11 protein-coding genes and 6 pseudogenes are annotated in these 16,255 nt (G+C 68.8%); 7 read left to right on the forward strand and 10 right to left on the reverse strand.

Translation table 11 applies throughout. The features are described from left to right. Window positions 1-8: 8 nt before the first annotated feature. The 3 pseudogenes from OG985_RS01780 to OG985_RS01790 form a co-directional block, all read left to right on the forward strand. A pseudogene (locus OG985_RS01780) lies at window positions 9-353 on the forward strand (transposase); the annotation flags it as partial. Between the two features lie 115 nt (window positions 354-468). Further along, window positions 469-1,217 (forward strand): annotated as a pseudogene (locus OG985_RS01785) (transposase family protein). A gap of 5 nt (window positions 1,218-1,222) precedes the next feature. Then, a pseudogene (locus OG985_RS01790) lies at window positions 1,223-2,107 on the forward strand (IS701 family transposase); the annotation flags it as partial. A 386-nt stretch (window positions 2,108-2,493) separates the two neighbouring features. Here the strand turns inward: OG985_RS01790 and OG985_RS01795 are convergent. Beyond that, window positions 2,494-2,857 (reverse strand): annotated as a pseudogene (locus OG985_RS01795) (transposase); the annotation flags it as partial. 1,118 nt (window positions 2,858-3,975) lie between these two features. Here OG985_RS01795 and OG985_RS01800 point away from each other — a divergent pair. Genes OG985_RS01800 through OG985_RS01810 form a run of 3 tightly spaced genes read left to right on the forward strand, consistent with a single transcriptional unit; the run spans window position 3,976 to window position 6,292 of the window. Beyond that, a complete protein-coding gene (locus OG985_RS01800) occupies window positions 3,976-5,613 on the forward strand; it encodes a transposase (RefSeq protein ID WP_371666562.1) in 1,638 nt (545 codons plus the stop codon). Window positions 5,614-5,666: 53 nt separating this feature from the next. Further along, on the forward strand, window positions 5,667-5,921 hold the full coding sequence (locus OG985_RS01805; protein WP_371666563.1) for a hypothetical protein: 255 nt from the start codon (window positions 5,667-5,669) through the stop codon (window positions 5,919-5,921). Further along, the gene (locus OG985_RS01810; protein WP_371666564.1) at window positions 5,918-6,292 is read left to right on the forward strand and encodes a PIN domain-containing protein; all 375 of its coding nucleotides are present in this window, start codon (window positions 5,918-5,920) and stop codon (window positions 6,290-6,292) included. Before OG985_RS01805 ends, OG985_RS01810 begins: the two co-directional genes overlap by 4 nt. Window positions 6,293-6,443: 151 nt before the next feature. On the opposite strand, the gene OG985_RS01815 is transcribed toward OG985_RS01810, so the two are convergent. Continuing rightward, window positions 6,444-6,890 carry a transposase gene (locus OG985_RS01815; RefSeq protein WP_371666565.1) on the reverse strand — a complete coding sequence of 149 codons (447 nt, stop codon included), beginning with the start codon at window positions 6,888-6,890 and terminating at the stop codon, window positions 6,444-6,446. 13 nt (window positions 6,891-6,903) lie between these two features. After that, on the reverse strand, window positions 6,904-7,272 hold the full coding sequence (locus OG985_RS01820; protein WP_371666566.1) for a transposase: 369 nt from the start codon (window positions 7,270-7,272) through the stop codon (window positions 6,904-6,906). A gap of 306 nt (window positions 7,273-7,578) precedes the next feature. Between OG985_RS01820 and OG985_RS01825 the strand changes: the two are divergent. Beyond that, a pseudogene (locus tag OG985_RS01825) lies at window positions 7,579-8,663 on the forward strand (IS110 family transposase). 36 nt (window positions 8,664-8,699) lie between these two features. Here the strand turns inward: OG985_RS01825 and OG985_RS01830 are convergent. The 7 genes and pseudogenes from OG985_RS01830 to OG985_RS01860 form a co-directional block, all read right to left on the reverse strand. Further along, a pseudogene (locus OG985_RS01830) lies at window positions 8,700-8,873 on the reverse strand (IS6 family transposase); the annotation flags it as partial. Window positions 8,874-8,907: 34 nt separating this feature from the next. Beyond that, window positions 8,908-11,607 (reverse strand): LuxR C-terminal-related transcriptional regulator, encoded by a 2,700-nt coding sequence (locus tag OG985_RS01835; protein WP_371666567.1) that lies wholly within the window; start codon window positions 11,605-11,607, stop codon window positions 8,908-8,910. 537 nt (window positions 11,608-12,144) lie between these two features. Continuing rightward, the gene (locus tag OG985_RS01840) at window positions 12,145-13,887 is read right to left on the reverse strand and encodes an IS1634 family transposase (protein WP_331719078.1); all 1,743 of its coding nucleotides are present in this window, start codon (window positions 13,885-13,887) and stop codon (window positions 12,145-12,147) included. A gap of 93 nt (window positions 13,888-13,980) precedes the next feature. Beyond that, a complete protein-coding gene (locus OG985_RS01845) occupies window positions 13,981-14,448 on the reverse strand; it encodes a hypothetical protein (RefSeq protein ID WP_371666568.1) in 468 nt (155 codons plus the stop codon). A gap of 208 nt (window positions 14,449-14,656) precedes the next feature. Next, window positions 14,657-15,016 (reverse strand): transposase, encoded by a 360-nt coding sequence (locus tag OG985_RS01850; protein WP_371666569.1) that lies wholly within the window; start codon window positions 15,014-15,016, stop codon window positions 14,657-14,659. Between the two features lie 284 nt (window positions 15,017-15,300). Beyond that, the gene (locus tag OG985_RS01855; RefSeq protein ID WP_371666570.1) at window positions 15,301-15,633 is read right to left on the reverse strand and encodes an STAS domain-containing protein; all 333 of its coding nucleotides are present in this window, start codon (window positions 15,631-15,633) and stop codon (window positions 15,301-15,303) included. 95 nt (window positions 15,634-15,728) lie between these two features. After that, window positions 15,729-16,223 (reverse strand): ATP-binding protein, encoded by a 495-nt coding sequence (locus OG985_RS01860; RefSeq protein ID WP_371666571.1) that lies wholly within the window; start codon window positions 16,221-16,223, stop codon window positions 15,729-15,731. Window positions 16,224-16,255 lie beyond the last annotated feature (32 nt).

The following is a 16,255-nucleotide window of genomic DNA, read 5'->3' on the forward strand; positions in this document are numbered from 1 at the left end:
GCACCACGATTCACCGCACCATCAAGCGTCCCTTTTCACTCGTACGCGACCGGGGACGATCGTGTGTACGCCGACAGCTGATGCTGGACGGGCGGCGTAAGTCGATCCAGCCGATGGCGGAGCGGCTGCCGGACGGCAACGAGCAGAACCTGCAGCAGTTCGTGAATCAGTCGACGTGGGATCCGGTGCCGGTACGGCGGCGGATCGCCGAGCGGATGGTGCCCCAGGTCTGCCCGGATGCCTGGGCGGTCGATGACGTGTCGTTCCCCAAGGACGGGAAGATGTCGGTGGCGGTCGCCCCCCAGTACTGCGGAGCGCTGGGCAAACAGGCCAACTGCCAGGTCGCGGTGAGTGAGCTTCTTCGAGTTGGCCACCGATCGGGTGACAGACAAGGGCTCGTAACGGACAAGGCTCCCGGACAGTTGAGCGAGAGATCTCACGTCTCAACTCATTTGTCAGGGAGCCTTGTTGGTTACCTATCCTGCCGCACTCGACCTTCCGCATGCCCTCGTGGAGTGGGTCACGATGCTGATCATCACCCGCGAGGGTGACCGCCGGTGCAAACTGCCGGCCTCTCAGCGGGCCCTCATCACGCTCGTGTACCCACGCAAGCACGACACCCTCGCCCAGATCGCCGCCGGCTTCCGGATCAGCGAGAGCACCGCCCACGCACATGTACACAGCGTGATCACCCACCTGGCCGCCCGCGCACCCTCTCTCACTCACGCGCTGCGGCAAGCCCGCCCTGAGCACATCCTCGTCGACGGCACGCTCGCCGAATGCGACCGCGTGGGCAACAGCCAGAACGACTATTCAGGCAAGCACCGCAAGCACGGCGTGAACATCCAGACGGTCACCGGCCCGGCCGGTGAGCTCGTCTGGTACTCGCCGGCCCTGCCCGGACGGACCGCGGACATCACCGCCGCCCGCACCCACAACATCGCCCCATCTGTGAGCGACTGAAGATCCCCGCCCTCGCGGACAAGGCGTACCAGGGTGCCGGCGGAACGTTCGCCACACCCGTCAAAAGACACCGAAACCGTGAGCTCACCGTCAAAGAGAAGGCCGTCAACCGGGCACACGCCCGACTCCGCTCGCCCGTCGAACGGGCCTTCGCACGACTCAAAGCCTGGCGGATCTTCCGCAAAGCCCGCGTCAGTCCCAACACACTCACGTCAATCGCCAAGGCCGTCCTCACCCTGGAGAAGCAACGCTGAAGAAGCTCAGTGTGCACGCGGTCTCCGACACCGCGTCGTGTCCGCTGCAGTGGCGCCTGTTCGTGCCCCGGGAGTGGGCGCAGGATCCGGTCCGCCGGCGCAAGACCGGGATCCCGGAGGAGACCGGGCACCGGGAGAAGTGGCGCCTGGCTCTGGACACTGGTGATGAGCTGGCGGAATGGGGTCTGGTTCCGCCGGTGCTGGTGGCCGACGCCGGCTACGGGCAGAACGCCGACTTTCGCGACGGGCTGGACAGCCGGGGCATCGGATACGTGGTGGCGATCCGCTCGGATGTGGGCGTCCACCCGCACGACGTGCAGCCCGCCGCCTCCGCCTGGTCCGGCAGCGGCCGCAAGCCGCAGCCCCGTTACCGCGACAAGCCGTCCCCGGTGGCCGCACTCGCCGCCGGCCACGGACGGCAGGCCTTCAGCGAGGTGACCTGGCGGGAAGGCTCCCGCGGGCCGATGCGCTCACGCTTTTTGGCCCTGCGGGTGCGGCCGGCCGGGATCAAATCCCGACGCATCGCTCAGGCCGCCGCCGGCGACAACAGCTGGGACGGCGTCCTGCCTGAGCTGACGCTGCTGGCCGAGTGGCCCGCCGGCGCCGAAGCACCCACCGACTACTGGCTGTCCAACCTGCCCGCCGACACCCCGATCACCGAACTGGTCCGTCTGGCGAAGATCCGCTGGCGCATCGAGCACGACTACCGGGAACTCAAGCACGGCCTCGGCCTGGACCACTTCGAGGGCCGTTCCTGGAACGGCTGGCACCATCACGTCACCCTGGTCACCGCCGCACACGCCTTCCTCATCGAACAGCGCCTGGCCCCAAAAGCCGATACAGCCAACTCACCCTCTACCAGACCCTCGACGCCATCCAGGACCTGCTGAACTGCTGGACCGGCACCTGCACCACCTGCCACCGCCCCCTGCCCAGAACGGCCACCAGCCCGAACTCAAGATCCAGAGCAACCTAACGGAGTCCTAACCATGTACAGGAATATACATCGGTATATATGCAGGTCAGTCCCTCTGGTCCGTTCGGGTACGCCTTGCTGGCGTGAAAACATGACTGTGGCGCCTGCCCGCCGATGCCGGTCGCTCGGTGGGACGTTGAGCCCGTAGGTCAGTCTGGTGCCGGGGCCGCAGAGGGGCCACGCACTGTTGCCATCGAGCACGCCGGTCAGATTCTCGCTCCTCCCGCGGCCCCCTGGGCAGGTGTCATCCCGTACGGATCGAGACCTGGGAGTGGCGCATGACGGACACCAGCGGCAGCGGATGTCGCGGGTGGTCATGCCGCGGGAGTACAGGGACAGGATCATGTCGTCGACCTGCGACAGACGCCGCTTGCCCTTCACGATCACCGGCTCGAAGTCCGCCTCCCGATCCCGCCGGCACCTGGACGGTCACCGGGCCCGTCGAGGTGCTCAGCGTCTTGGCGCAGGAGTCGTTGCGGGACGTCCCCAATCCACGGCCGGCCGGGTCCCCGGTCTCGTAGTCGAGGTGGTCGGCCATCTCGGCCTGCAGGGCCCGCTCCAGCACCGCCTTCATCATCTGCTGCAGCAGACCGCCCGACCCGTCGATACCGACCCCGGCCGCCTCCGCGTCCGCCAGCAGCTTGTCGATCGTCGCCGGCGACATCACCGACGCCAGCCGACGCCCCGCCTCCTCGCGGTCGTCACGGGACTCCACTGTCTGCATGAACTCGTTCATCAAGTCACTCACTGTGCGTCACATTCCTGGTGTCAGCCGAAGCCCGACCAGCACCCAACAAGATCATCGCTTACACAAGGAAGTGAACACCCTCGGCCGCCTAGCGGGCCCGGCGCAGGCCGGTGATGTCCAGGGCCTGATTGATCGTTCCTTCGACGCCGGCGAAGGGCGTACTTGGCCTGCCAGGCGTGGGTCCCCGACATCGCGCCTCAGCCGGAAGAGGTGTCCTGATCAGCCCCGCAGCCCTGAGATCGCTGCCGTGTCGGGGCCAGCGAGAATGCGGCAGCACCGCAGGGCCGCATCTTCGAGAACCATGTGATGAGAGAGGGAGCGCGGATGACGGGAGCCGGTGCGCGGGTGATCGCGGTCATGCCCGACGGTCAGGAACTGCGGGCCTCCAGTACGGGGTCGGGATCACCGTCTGGGGGACAGGGAACGGAGGCCGTCCGGAGCCGGTCGAGTACCGCGTGTGGTTGGGAGCCGGCCATGTGCGTCCCCTGGAAGGCGGCGACTACAGCACGGTGCCGGCCCGACCGGCCGGCACGCCCGTTGCCTTCGCTCCGCGAGTGCAACGCCGCCTCCTCACTTCCCTGACGCCGGAGCTCCGACAAGTAGGTCACATCGTTTCGCACGGATCCGGTAGGCGTCACCGGCGGGGAGGGAGTGCGGGCCTCGGCATCCTTTCGGATGCCGAGGCCCGGATGCGGTCCGGCTGTACCCAGAGCGCGGGAAACCGGTCCTGGCCCGCGCACCCGTGTCGGCGCGGACTGATCATGAACCTAGCGGGGCCAGTGCCACGCTGTACCCCGGAAGGGAAAGGCGAGGCGACGACGCGCGCCGTGTGGCGCTGCAGCTCTCCTTCAGTGCGTCTCAGGAGGACCGAACGCCCCTACACCGACGCCCGCACAGGCCCCTGGCAGCAAGCAGGGCTCGGAGGCGTTCGAACGCAATCATTCAGCAGGTAATCGGAGTGTGACGGTGGCTGCCGTGATGTGACGGTCCGTGAGGGTGTGAGGCGTCGGTTGTGCGGTGTGGTGGATCTTGCCGTGCCCGAGCTGGAGTCGATGACGCGTGACGAGCTGGTCGTGCTCGCCCGTGGTCAAGCAGCCCGGCTCGATGAGCTGGCGGTGGTGATCGCCCGTCAGGATGCGCAGATCGCGGCCATGGCTACGCAACTCGCCGACTTGGTAGACAAGTTCGAGCGGCAGGCCCAGGAACTGGCGAAGCTCCAGCATCTGCACTCGCGCAACAGTTCCAACTCCTCGATGCCGCCCTCGAAGGACGACACCCTCGGGAAGGTGCCGCCGCGCAAGGAGCGCCGGGCCAAGCCGAGCGGTCGCGGTAAGGGCAAGCAGAGGGGTGCGCCCGGGTCGGCGCTGTGCTGGCGCGGGGACGATGAGATCGACGACCGCCTGGACCGTTTCCCCCAAAAGGCATGCGGCTGCGGGGCCGACCTCGTCGACGCGGTCGGCCTGGGTGTGGTGTGGTGGACCGCTACCAGCAGCACGAGATCCCGCTGGTGGCGGTGGCCGTCACGCAGTACGACCAGCACGCGGTGGCCTGCGCCTGCGGGAAGGTCCACCGCCGAGCGTCCCGCGGGTGCCGGGCGTGGACGGGCGGAGTATGGGCCCAGCCTGCGCGCATTCGCGGTCTACCTGCTTGTGGTGCACTTCGTGCCGGTGCACCGGATGCGTGAGATCCTCGCCGCGCTGACCGGCGCCGAACCCTCCGTCGGCTTCGTCCACGCCCTGCTGGCGCGGGCGGCGTCCCTGCTGGCGACCTGCGACTTCGTCATCCGAACCCTGATCACCCTCGCCTTCACGCTCTGCTGCGACGAGACCCCGCTGAAGGCCTGCCCGGCCACCCCCGCCCCGGGCAGAGTCGAGGCCAAGAGCTACCTGCACGTCGCCTGCACCGGGCTGTACACCAACTTCCTGCTGGGCGACCGCTCCATGACGACCTTCCGGCAGTTCGTCTACCGCGACCTGGAGCCCGGGGCGGTCATCGTCCACGACCGCTACCAGAACTACGACAGCATCCACCTCGGCACCCTCCAGCACCAGTTGTGCCTGACCCACGTGCTCCGGGACCTGGCCGGCGCCGCCGGGCTCTACCCCGAACAGGCCTGGCCCACCCAGCTCGCCGACGAGCTGCGCGAGCTGATCCACCGCGCCAACCAGGCCCGCGACCGAGGCGAGCAGACCTTGGCCGCACGGATCAGGCAGGTCGCCCTGACCGGCCTGCGGCACGCCGTGCGCATCGGCCTCGCGCACACCGCCACACTGGCGGACGCCCGGCCCGGCGCCCGCAAGGCCCGCCTGCTACTGCAGGCCCTGCGCGAGCGCGAGGACGACTTCCTGCGCTTCACCACCGACCTGCGCATCCCGCCGACCTCGAACCAGGCCGAACGCGACCTGCGCCCCTCCAAGACCCAAGAGAAGATCTCCGGGCGGCTCACCGACCTGCAACGCGCCAAGGACCGCTACCTCATCCGCGGCGTGCTCTCAACCGCGACCAAGCACGCGGTCAACTCCCTGACCGTGCTCCGCGACGCCTTCACCGGCACGCCCTGGCTCCCCCGGCAGCCACCGCACCCGCCTGACCACCCCACACAACAGCCGCTGACCACCGGCCACCGGCCGTCACCGCACACCCAAAACCGTCACACAGCGCAGCCCTGCTGAATGATTGCGTTCGAACGCTTCTTCCGGAGTTCTACCGGCGGTAGAATCGGGGTATGAGTAAGCCAACGAGCATCAAGACCAGCGAGGAAGTGCGCGACCGGCTGCGTACCCTTGCCGACGAGCGCGGCACCACCATTACTGAGCTGCTCGAAGAGCTCGCTTCCCGCGAGCTCACGGAATGTGAGCGTGAGCAGCGTGCCGTCGAGGCGGCCCGTGAGCTTGGCATCGAGTACAGCGAGCAGGTCCAGCAGGTCGGCCAGGACGCCTGGGCGAAGATCCGCTCCCATCAGAGCGGCGCCGCCGCGTGAACCTGACGGCCGTCCTGGACCATACCGTTCTGACCGCTCTGTATCGCGCGGATCTCTTCTCCACCGGCCTCTACGTCGAAGCCTCGCGCGGCGCCGGCCGCGTTCTCATCCCGTCGCTTTCCATCGTTGCTGCTGAGCGGCAGGACGCCGGCGCGGGCAGGCACGCGGCATCGCTGCGGTTCGCGGAGAGCGTCCCGTTCACCGCCGCTCATGCGGTGGATGCGATGGACTGGAGAGATACGGATTGGCCGGTGGCTCACGCGGCTGCCATCGCCTGGCAGGCAGTGAAGGCGGGGGATCCGATCACGGTCCTGTCACTGGACCCCGAGCTGTATGCGGGCACCGGCATCACCCCGCTGAACCCCACCTGACAGTGAGGATGTGAGTGGTGGTTCTGCTGATGCGTCTGACTCGCCACCTGACTGACGTCTTCGACTGTCCTGTTTGGGATTGTCGGCGCGTCGGCGGGCCTCCATGCACGCGGCCGGACGGGCGCTTGTGACTTCATAGCGCCTCTGTGTGTCAAGCGGCTTGAGCGAGGTGACTCCGTTGGTCGCGTTTCATAATCCGGTAGACCACGTTGGACAGGCGGCGCTTGAGGGCCCGGCGGCCCTCGGATGGTGTCTTGCCTTCCGCGATCTTGCGGAGGTAGTAGTCCTGCCCGCGGCCGCCGTCGCGGATCTGGCAGACGGCGATCGTATGCAGAACCGAGTTCAGCGCGCGGTTGCCGCCGGTGTTGAGCCGATGACGGACGTTGTTGCCGCCGGAGGCGTCCAAGGGTGCGCTTCCGGTGTAGCTGGCGAAGTGGTGCTCGGTGGGGAACCGGCTGACGTCCCCGATGTGGCCGAGGACCTTCGCGGCCAGCACGGTGCCCAGGCCCGGCAGGGCGGTCAGCGTGGTGCGGGTCGCGGCGACGGCCTCGCGCATTTCGGCTTCGTTGTCCTTGACCTGCCGGTCCAGTCTGCGCAAATCGGCCAGCAGGTCACGGGCTATGTCCCGGCGGCAGTTGTCGGTGGCCGTGACCGGCCGGATGCCCTTCGTCGGTCTTGCGGTCGGCGCCGGTGGCCAGCAGCCGGGCCCGTGCCGACAGCGTGGACGGCACGTCGACCACGTTCTCGCCCGCGGCCGCCAGTTGCTGGGCGAGCGAGTGGCCCAGGCCGCCGGCGCCCTCGACCGCGAAACGACGGTCAGGCCACTGCTCGCACCAGCGCATCAGCTGGCGGAAGGTTCCGGCGTTGACGACGAACCGGCGCTGGGCCACCTGGTGGCCTGCTGTGTCGACGGCGACGGCGGTGTGGGACGACTTGTGGGGATCGACACCGATCAGGATCACAGGCTGCTGCTCTCGCACTCGATGAGTCAGGAAGGGGAGTGCGGTGGGCACCCTGACTTGAAGTCACCGTGTCGCCTTCATGCCTCTGTCGAGCCACACCGCGCGGGTGTCAGCCGGCGGCGGCACGCTATCAGTGAGCCAGCCCATGGGCGGCAAGGAGCACTGCGGGCCCGTGCCGACCGACACCCTGGACGCTACGGCTGCAGACCGAGCATCTGGGGCCGATTGAACAAGTCAGGAGCCTGGTCGAGAAGCCCCGTCACTGTCTTGTCCACCCGCCCGACCGGCGCGTGCCGCCCTCGGAACGGACTCACAAGGACGGACATGACCAGCATGACGCACGACGGCCCGGAGATCACCGGCGGAGTCGACCCGTGGTCTGACGCACCATGGGGCGGTGATCGACTCCATCGGCCGGCACCTGGCCGACCGGGAGTTCCCCGCCTCCATCCGCGGTTACCGAGACCTTCTGGACTGGATGCGCTCTCATGGTGAGCTCGTCGCGGTGGGAGTTGAGGGCACCGGCGCCTACGGAGCCGAGCTCGCCCGCGTGCTGACCGCGGCCGGGTCACGGTCGTCGACGACGTGGACCAACCGGACCGCAAGACCCGGCGGATGAAGGGCAAGTCCGACCCGATCGACGCCTACGCCGCCGCGACGGCCGTTCTGTCCGGCCGGGCCACCGGGACGCCCAAGAGCCGGGACGGCGTGGTCGAAGCGGTCCGCGTCCTGCGGACAGCCCGCCGCAGCGCGGTCAAGGCCCGAACCCAGGCGATGAACCAGATCCGTGGACTGCTGGTATCCGCACCGGCGATGCTGCGCGAGCAGGTCGCGGGCCTGGAACGGGCTGCGCTGATACGCACCCGGGGCCGGCTGAGGCCCGGCAGTGAACTGTCACGCCCGCTGGCGGCAACCCGGGCGGCACTGCGCCGCCTCGCCCGCCGCCATCAGGCGATGGACGAGGAGATCGCCGAGCTCGACGCCGAGATCGGCCCGCCGGTCAAGCAGGCCGCCCCTGTACTACTGGAACTGTTCGGCGTCGGCCCGAAACCGCCGGCCAGCTGCTGGCCACGGCCGGGGACAACCCCGAACGGATGCGTTCCGAGGCCGCGTTCGCGCACCTGGCCGGAGTCGCGCCGATCCCCGCATCATCCGGCCATACCCACCACCACCGGCTCAACCGCGGCGACGATCGGGCCGCGAACAACGCCCTGCACATCATCGTGCTGACCCGCATGCGCTTCGACGAACGCACCCGCGCCTACGTCGAGCGCTGGACCACGGAAGGACTGTCCAAGAAGGACATCATGCGCTGCCTCAAGCGATTCGTCGCCCGCGAGGTCTACCGCGCCCTGACCAGCACACCAACGGAACAAATCACTCAAACCGACCTTGCTCCAGCGGCTTGACGACTATAGGAGTCGACCGTTCACCTGCGGTGACGCCCCGCAGGCCCGGCACCACCGGCGGACCGTCTCATAGGAGGTGACGACGCCGCGGGCGAGCATCAGCTCCTCGACCTCACGGAAGCTCAGGGGAACCGAAAAGTACAGCCACACACAGTGGGAGATGATCTCCACCCGGTACCGGGGCCCTGATACGACGGCAGCGCTCCCCACGGCCAGACCCTTCCCAGCATGATCAACCTGGAGATCATCCCACCCCGTCAGCCAACGTGACAACGCCGTTGGGGGGCATCGTCGGGGGTCGGGTGATGGGCTGGCCGAGAGTGTTGGCGAGTTCCCGGCGGGTGGTGACGCCGAGTTTGGCGTAGGCGTGCTGGAGGTGGTTGTCGATGGTGCGCACGGACAGGTGCAGAGCGTCAGCGATGTCTTTGCTCGATATGTCCGCGGCGGCGAGTAGGGCGATCTCCCGTTCCCGGGGGGTGAGGGCGGATGCGGCCTCGGCGGTGGCCAGGAGTGGGGTGTGGGCGCCCTTGCAGCGGGTGGCGCAGACCTGGGCCCGCTGGGTTGCGGAGGCGGCCCGGCGGGCCCGTCCTGTCCGCCGCCAGGCCGCGGCTGCGGCGGTGGCCGCCTCCGCGGCCAGCAGGTCCGCGCCGATGGTCTCCAGTTCGTCGGCGGCGGCCAGGAGTCGGTCGGGGGCGTCGGCGGCCAGCGCGGCCGCCAGGTGTGCACGGGCCGGGGCGAATGCCCCATCGCACAGCTGGGCGAGTTCGTTGAGGCGGCCGGTGACTTCCCTGGCGCCGCCCAGGCGGGCGGCATCGGTGAGCAGGAGCGCCTCCGAGGCGACGTGTCCGATTGATCGGGCGGTTTCGGCGGCTTTGGTGAGTCTCGCTCGGGCCTTGGCTAGGTGGCCGCGGCCTGCTTGAACCCACGCCGTGCCAAGGCACTCTTCAGTTGGGAAGTAGCCCACCTGGGGGTAAACTTTGGCCTTTACCTGCGCAGCTTCGGCTATCTGGACGTCACCGAGAATCGCTGTCGTTGCGGCCAGGCCCGCCAGCACCGGCCGCAAGGCCCTAGTCTGATTACGGGCCCGACAGAGGGCGGCAGATTCGGCGTACCAGTGGCGAGCCCTGGCGTAGTGGCCGGCCATCGACTCTGCCCGAGCAAGAAACAGAGCCGTCCATAGCTCGGGTATCGGTGCATTAGCCGCGAGAAGTTCCGCGTAGGCGTGCTCTCCGATATCCCGGGCTTCGGTCAGCCTGCCGGCCTCTGCCAGTGCAACAACCATCGGAGCCAATTGGGTGGCGGGGGGAGGCCTGAGAGCCTGCTCATCCAGACAAAGATTGGCTTCGTGCGCGTGCCCAGCCCACCGAACTGCTGCAGTTGTGCGGCCCGTGAGCGCCAATCCCATCGTCTTGAGGGACGCGCCGTGCAACCACGTATTGACGTCCGGAGCCTGCCTGGCTTCTCCAAGTCCCTCTAGTGAGTTCAAACCTCGCACGAAGTCCCCAGATCCGACGCGAACCACTCCTTCAAGAGTCAGCAGCATGCTTAGACCGCCTGCACTTGTCACCTGTGCTTCGGCTGCCTGCCTTACTGCCAGCGCCTCTGCGGTTCGACCCGCCCCCCAAAAAAGGTTCGTCATCCGGAGATTTGTCACCAGTAGCTTCGCCGCCTCATCGACGGTCCGCGCATCGGCTGCCGCCAATATGGCCTCCGCCTGGTCGTTCTTGCCCATTTCAAAAAGTGCTTCACCCTGCATCAGGTGGGTGGCGGTGGTGCGGGCAGTGTCGGGCAAAGCCTGCAGTAGGTCGAAGGTCTGCTGGTAGTCGTGGGCGTGCCGGGCCAGGACGGCCGCCTGAAGCAATAGCGCGGCGTCGGCGGTGCCGGTGGCGGCCAGGCGCCAGGTGGCGATGTGCAGGGCGTCGTCGCGGCGGCGGGCACCGCTGGCCTCGACCCGCTCGGCCTGAGCCAGGAGCAGGGTGCGGCCGCGTAGGACGGGCAGTCCGGCGCGCAGTATCTCCCTGTAGAGCGGGTGCGTGAGGGCGATGGTGGTGCGGTGCCGGTCGGTGGTGACCTGGAGCAACCCTGCTTCTTCCAGGTCGACCAACACCCTCAGAGAGGCGGCCGCTTGGGCGTCGGCCAGCGGCAGTGGTTCGCACAGGGCCAGCAGCTCCAAGACCGGGCGGGCGGTGGGACCGACGGTTACCAGTCGGGCCTCGATCAGCTCGGTCAGCTTTGGCGTGCCCTGCGGCCGGTCCCTGGTGAGTTCCCAGATCTCGCCGTCGCTGGCCAGGGCCCCGGCCTGCAGGGCGCCCAGGACCAGCTCGTGCAAGTACAGCACGTTCCCGCCGGACGCGGTGCACAGCTCGTGGAGGGTGCGCCGTCCCACCGGCCCGCCCAGCGCCGCCTGCAGAACCGTTTCCAGTTGTTGCGGGCTGAAGGTAGTCAGGTCGATCCGGTGCACCGCGTCGCCGCCCGTCAGCGCCTGCACCGCCTCGCCAACCGGCTCCCCGGTGCGGACAGTGGCGATCAGCCGCACTACGCCGGCGTCCAGCAGCTGGCGCAGCAGCACCGCCGAGGTGGCGTCCAGCAGGTGCAGGTCATCGACCCACAGCGCCCACCGGCGCCGTCGGTCAGGTCCGGTCAGCGCGGAGGCGACCGCGGCGAAGCCCTTCACCGGGTCGGACAAGTCCACCCCGGCCGGGATCAGGTGCGCGATCGCGCCCAGCGGGACCGTGGCGACCGCCTTGGATGCGGTCGCGCGGCGACCCTTCCAGCCGTCGTGGACGGCTCGGGCCAGGCACTCCTCGGCCAGCCGGGACTTGCCGACCCCAGCCTGCCCGTAGATCATCAGCCCCTGGCAGCGGCGGTTGGCCCACGCCGCAGTGAAGGCCTTCAGCTCGCTGTCGCGGCCTACCAGCGGCCAGCGCGAGATCCGCTCGTCCATGACGGCCTCCCGGCGGCGCTTCCGGCCCGAGGGCACCGGCTGGCACTCAACGCGGCCCGCCGCATACCACCCACACTACTCATTTCGGCTCGCCCGGGCTCTGGATGTCAGTCGCAGAGGTGCGGATGGCTGGGGATCCCTCGGCGGCATTGTGCCCGGAGACAGTGGCCTTGGGTGTGGCTGTGGGGTTGCTGTTTGCGGGTGTCCGATCCTGCTGGCTTATTCGGTCACGCGGCGAGGGAGAGGCCGAGGCGGGCAAGGTGACTGACGCGGGTGCGGTCGAGCGGTCGCAGGGCTCCACCAGGTGCTGGTGTCCCCGCGTGGGCAGGTGGCCTGCCGCTTGTCCCAGCCGATGGTGAACGCGGTGCGGTCGAACCCGGCGCCGGCACGCGCCTGGGGTGAGCTGTTCATCCCGGGTTCATCAGTCGGTGGGCATGTGGGAGTGCTGAATCCGGGGGCTGACCTGGGGTTATGGGCATGACGAGGCCCCGGTGCCGTGTGCCCACGGTGCCGGAGCCTGTTTTCGCTGGTGAGGGGCTATTCGGGGGTGGTGAGGCCGCTCATCTTTGGCGGTCGCGAGACGGCGCAGTCCTTGAAGAGTTTGGTCTGGGTGTCGGTCAGGCGGGTGGTCTGCCGGAGGGTGCCGGCAGGGCCGGTGAGGGTGACCTGGTGGATCCGGCCGAGTTCGGTGTTGATGCGGGGCCAGGTGTGGCCGGTGGCGCGTTCGGCGACGCGGATCAGCAGCAGGGCGAGCCAGCACAGCAGCACATGGGTGTGTATCCGCTCGTCGAGGCGGTGGTAGACCGGCCGCAGGTCGAGCGTGGTCTTCATGGTGCGGAAGGCGCGTTCGGCTTCCAGGAGGTTCTTGTAGCCGAGCGCGACGTCCTCGGCGGACAGGTCGGGATCGGAGGTGGCGAGCAGGTACTTGCCGTCCAGGCGGGCTTCGGCGGCGACCTTGGCGGCGTCGACGGACAGCCGCCCGGTGGCCGGGTGCTGCTTGGCCCAGCGCCCGAGCGTGGGGTGGTCGCGCAGCGCGCACTCGGCCTTGCGATGCACCGCGTCGGAGGGGGCCGTGGGGCGCTTTCCGGTCTTGGCCGTCTTGGCCTTCGCCTTCTTGGCGTCGGCCTCCCGCGCGGTCTTGATGCGGGCCAGCTCCTGGCGAACGGCGGTGAGCTGGTCATCGCGTCGTGCGGCGTCGCGCATCGCCTCCACCGGGTTGTGGCAGATGATCCAGCGGCGGCCGTCGTCGCCGTCGAGGCGGACTTCCTTCACGCGCAGGTTGTCGCGGACCTGCTGGTAGCGGCCCTGCCGGGCGAGGGCCTGGTCCGCGAGGCGGGAGCCGGCGCGCATCTTGGCGCCGGTGATGTAGTGGCCGCCGGCGCGCTTGAGGTAGGTCTGGTTGGCTTCGGAGGAGAACCCGGTGTCGCACACGGTGACCACACGGCCGAGCCGCCAGTCCCGCAGGCCGTCCTTGACCTCGGTGATGACGGTCTGGTCGTTGGTGCCGCCGGGCCAGGTCCAGCAGCGCACCGGGATGCCCTCGCGGGTGACCGCGAGGCCGATGACGATCTGCGGCAGGTCCTTGCGGTGGTCCTTGGAATGCCCGTACTGCCGCAGTCTGGAGCCCTCGCCGTCCGGGTCGTCCGCTTCGTCGCGCTCGAAGTACGTGCTGGTGGTGTCGAAGAAGACCAGGTCGACCTCCAGGTTGAGCAGGTTCGCGGCCGCGAAGAACACCGCCTCCTGGACCTGGGCCCGCATGTCCGCGCCGGCGAGCAAGTCCATCGCGCGCAGGGCCTGGTTGTTGCCGTCCAGCGCCGCGAGCCCGGGAATCACCACGTCGCAGGTGACCCACTCGCCGGCGGCGAGCTTCGAGCCGGGGGCGATGGCCCGGTTCGCGACCAGGGCGAACAGCGCGCGCTCCATGTCGGTACGGAACTCCCGCTCGCCGGCGATCGCGCGGATCGCCGCGGCGATGTCCAGGCGCTTCCACAGCCCGTCCAGCAGCCACGTCGCCCCGATCGGCCGGGAGGACTCCACACTCAGCGGACCCGCGGCCGCATCGGCGGCCAACGGCACGACCACGTCGTCCTCGTCGCCCAGATAGCGGTTGATCGACGCGACCAGGCGGCGCAGTCCCTCGACGTCGAGACGGTCCTCACGACCGAGGTTGGCCACCACCTCCGCCACGGTCGTGCCGCCCTTGCGCCGGTTGTGCGCGAGCTGCAGGTAGCGCACCACCGACCCGTCCTTGTTCCGTCGCTGGATCTTCCGTAAATACATGCCCGCATTCTGCCGTAACAGCCCAGCGGATAGCCAGCCTCAAGCCCCGAAACGTTTGCCCACACAAAATCAGCCCACAGGAACACCTACACCTCACTGACCAGCACTTACGCCCGCCAGACCCCTCCCGTATGCCCGCTGACTGATGAACCCGGGTTCATCAAGACCGGGATGATCCCCAAGTTCTTCTTCATCTCCACGATCAACTCGGGGGAGGCGTAACCGGAATCGAGGAAGTGCTCGGCAGGCAGGAGATCGCGGGCAGCGAGCATGGACCGGTTCGGCCATTTCCGCATCGGTCACGGTGGCGTCGGTGGTCGCGATGCCGGTGATCAAGTGAGGCGGCGGTCCGTCGGCTCCGGGGATCAGCGCCTGGCCGTCGGCAGCTGGGTCCTGGGCATCGGCATCGTCGCAGGGCTCATGGATCTTGTAGCCGGTCCACCAGGAGCCCTGTTTGAGGCCATAGCGCGCGCCGGTGTCGTACGGAGAGGCGAGCCGCAGTCTGCCGGGCGGGAGGTCTTTGCGCTCCCGCCGCTTCACCTCCGCTCCGGCCTCGGTCACGGTGCGGTGGTAGTTCTGGACCTACATCGTGCGCAGGACCTGCACCGCCGGGAGTTCGCGCGCCATGCCGGGGCATCAGGGGCATGCACCGCCTCCAGCAGCGTGAACCCGTCCCGGCCGTAGACCAGGGCCATCTCCTCGCGCTTGCTCGTTGAAGCCGGCGAATGCCAGGAGTGAGTCTGTGGGCCGTGTCCCGAACGGCCACCGCCTAGGTCAGCCAGGTTGGGGCCGCGCAGGCAAGCGCCTCCAGCGTGGCCCGCAGTGTTTCCCCGGCCAGCTCCAGCCTGTTCAGGTCGCGTACTGCCGCCAGCACGCGGGTGGAGTCGGTGCGCTGCTTACCTCCGGCCTTCACCAGGCCCCGGTCCTTGAGCGCGGTCAGCAGCAGGTCGAGTGCCTTCTCCTCCATCCCGTGCTCGACCAGCCGTGTGCGGAACTCGGACAGCACCGAGGCGTTGAACCCGGGATCATCCAGTTCCAGGCCGAGTGCGTATTTCAGGTCCATGCCGTACCGCACCTGATGCGCTGCCGCCCGGTCGGTGAGGTTCTCGGCGAACTGCAACACCGTCACCAGCGCCAGCTGGCCAGCCCGGCCGCTCAGTTCCGAACGTCTCGGCGAACTCGGCGTCCACGAACAACTCGCCCAACTCGTCACGGACCCGCATCGCCAACGGGTACGGGCCCGTGCCGCCACCGCCCGCGCCACCTGCGCGGTCAGCTCGGGCCCCTTCGGCCACGGCCTCGGCCGCATCGACATTCCACACCCCACCCGCTACCGGGAACGCCAAGACGGCCGCTGTTGCCCGACCAACGAGCCGCCAGCCCCGCCGGGCACGGAATAGGCCAGCAGGATCGTCAGTGCGGGAGAGCAGGTGGGGTCCAGGGGGAGGCTGTTCCGAGGCTGGTGAGGGTGCGGTGCAGGTTGGGGTGGAGGCCGGTGAGGTGAAAGGTGACGTGGGCGGCGTGGAGGGTGTCGGTGAGGTGTTGCAGCGCGTGTAGGCCGGTTCCGTCGCAGAAGACGAGGTCGGTGAGATCCAGGTGGAGGCGCCAGGGATGTCCGGCCAGTGCTGTGGTGAGTGCTTGGTGGACGAGTGGGGTGGTGGCGAGGTCGAGTTCTCCGGTCAGGCGGAGCAGGACGGTGTCTCCGTGCCACAGGGTGTGGGTCTGGAGCAGTTGGTCCGCTCGCATGGCCGCCTCCGGAGATGGTCGGGTGGGCCAGGGGCTGGCTGGCTTCCTGGTGCTCCCGCGTGTGGGGCGGGGTTTTTCCAGGATGCCTGGTGGGGTCAGGCGGCGCTGAGGTCGGCCCAGTGGTCGATGAGGCCGTCGGTGTCGGTGTCGTTGTTGGTGTTGGTGTTGGGGGTGGGGGTGGTGCCGGTGTGGTGGGCGAGGGTGGTGATGATGGTGGTGCCGCGGCCGTGTTCGTCTGTGGGGCGGGTGGTGGCCCAGCTGGTGGTGGGGGAGGCGGTGTGGGGGCCGCCGTCGCTGACGTGGACTTGGACGCGGCCTGGGCCGTTGGTGGTGGTGTGCAGGTGCAGGGCGACGGGGGGTAGGGCGTGGGTGACGGCGTTGGTGACCAGTTCGGAGATGACCAGCAGGGCGTCGTAGAGCTGGTCTTCGTCCAGTCCCCAGGAGGCCAGGATGGGGCGGGCGGCACGGCGGGCGGTGGCCGGTGCGAGCGGTCCGTGTTCCAGTGGCAGGCTGAACACGCGCGCACCGGCCGCGGCGGCGTGCGGCGCGGGGCGCTGTTGCCGGCTGTGGGAGGTCGTGGTGGTCGTCATCAAGATCACTGCCTGTCCGGAAGGGGGCCGGA

The organism is Streptomyces sp. NBC_00289, from assembly GCF_041435115.1.
GTDB lineage: Bacteria > Actinomycetota > Actinomycetes > Streptomycetales > Streptomycetaceae > Streptomyces.

Excerpts from the sequence above, each read along its gene's own strand:
- OG985_RS01860 (WP_371666571.1), bottom strand. The coding sequence starts at position 16,223 with ATGACGACCACCACGACCTCCCACAGCCGGCAACAGCGCCCCGCGCCG.
- OG985_RS01835 (WP_371666567.1), bottom strand. The coding sequence starts at position 11,607 with ATGGACGAGCGGATCTCGCGCTGGCCGCTGGTAGGCCGCGACAGCGAG.
- OG985_RS01855 (WP_371666570.1), bottom strand. The coding sequence starts at position 15,633 with ATGCGAGCGGACCAACTGCTCCAGACCCACACCCTGTGGCACGGAGAC.
- OG985_RS01805 (WP_371666563.1), top strand. The coding sequence starts at position 5,667 with ATGAGTAAGCCAACGAGCATCAAGACCAGCGAGGAAGTGCGCGACCGG.
- OG985_RS01840 (WP_331719078.1), bottom strand. The coding sequence starts at position 13,887 with ATGTATTTACGGAAGATCCAGCGACGGAACAAGGACGGGTCGGTGGTG.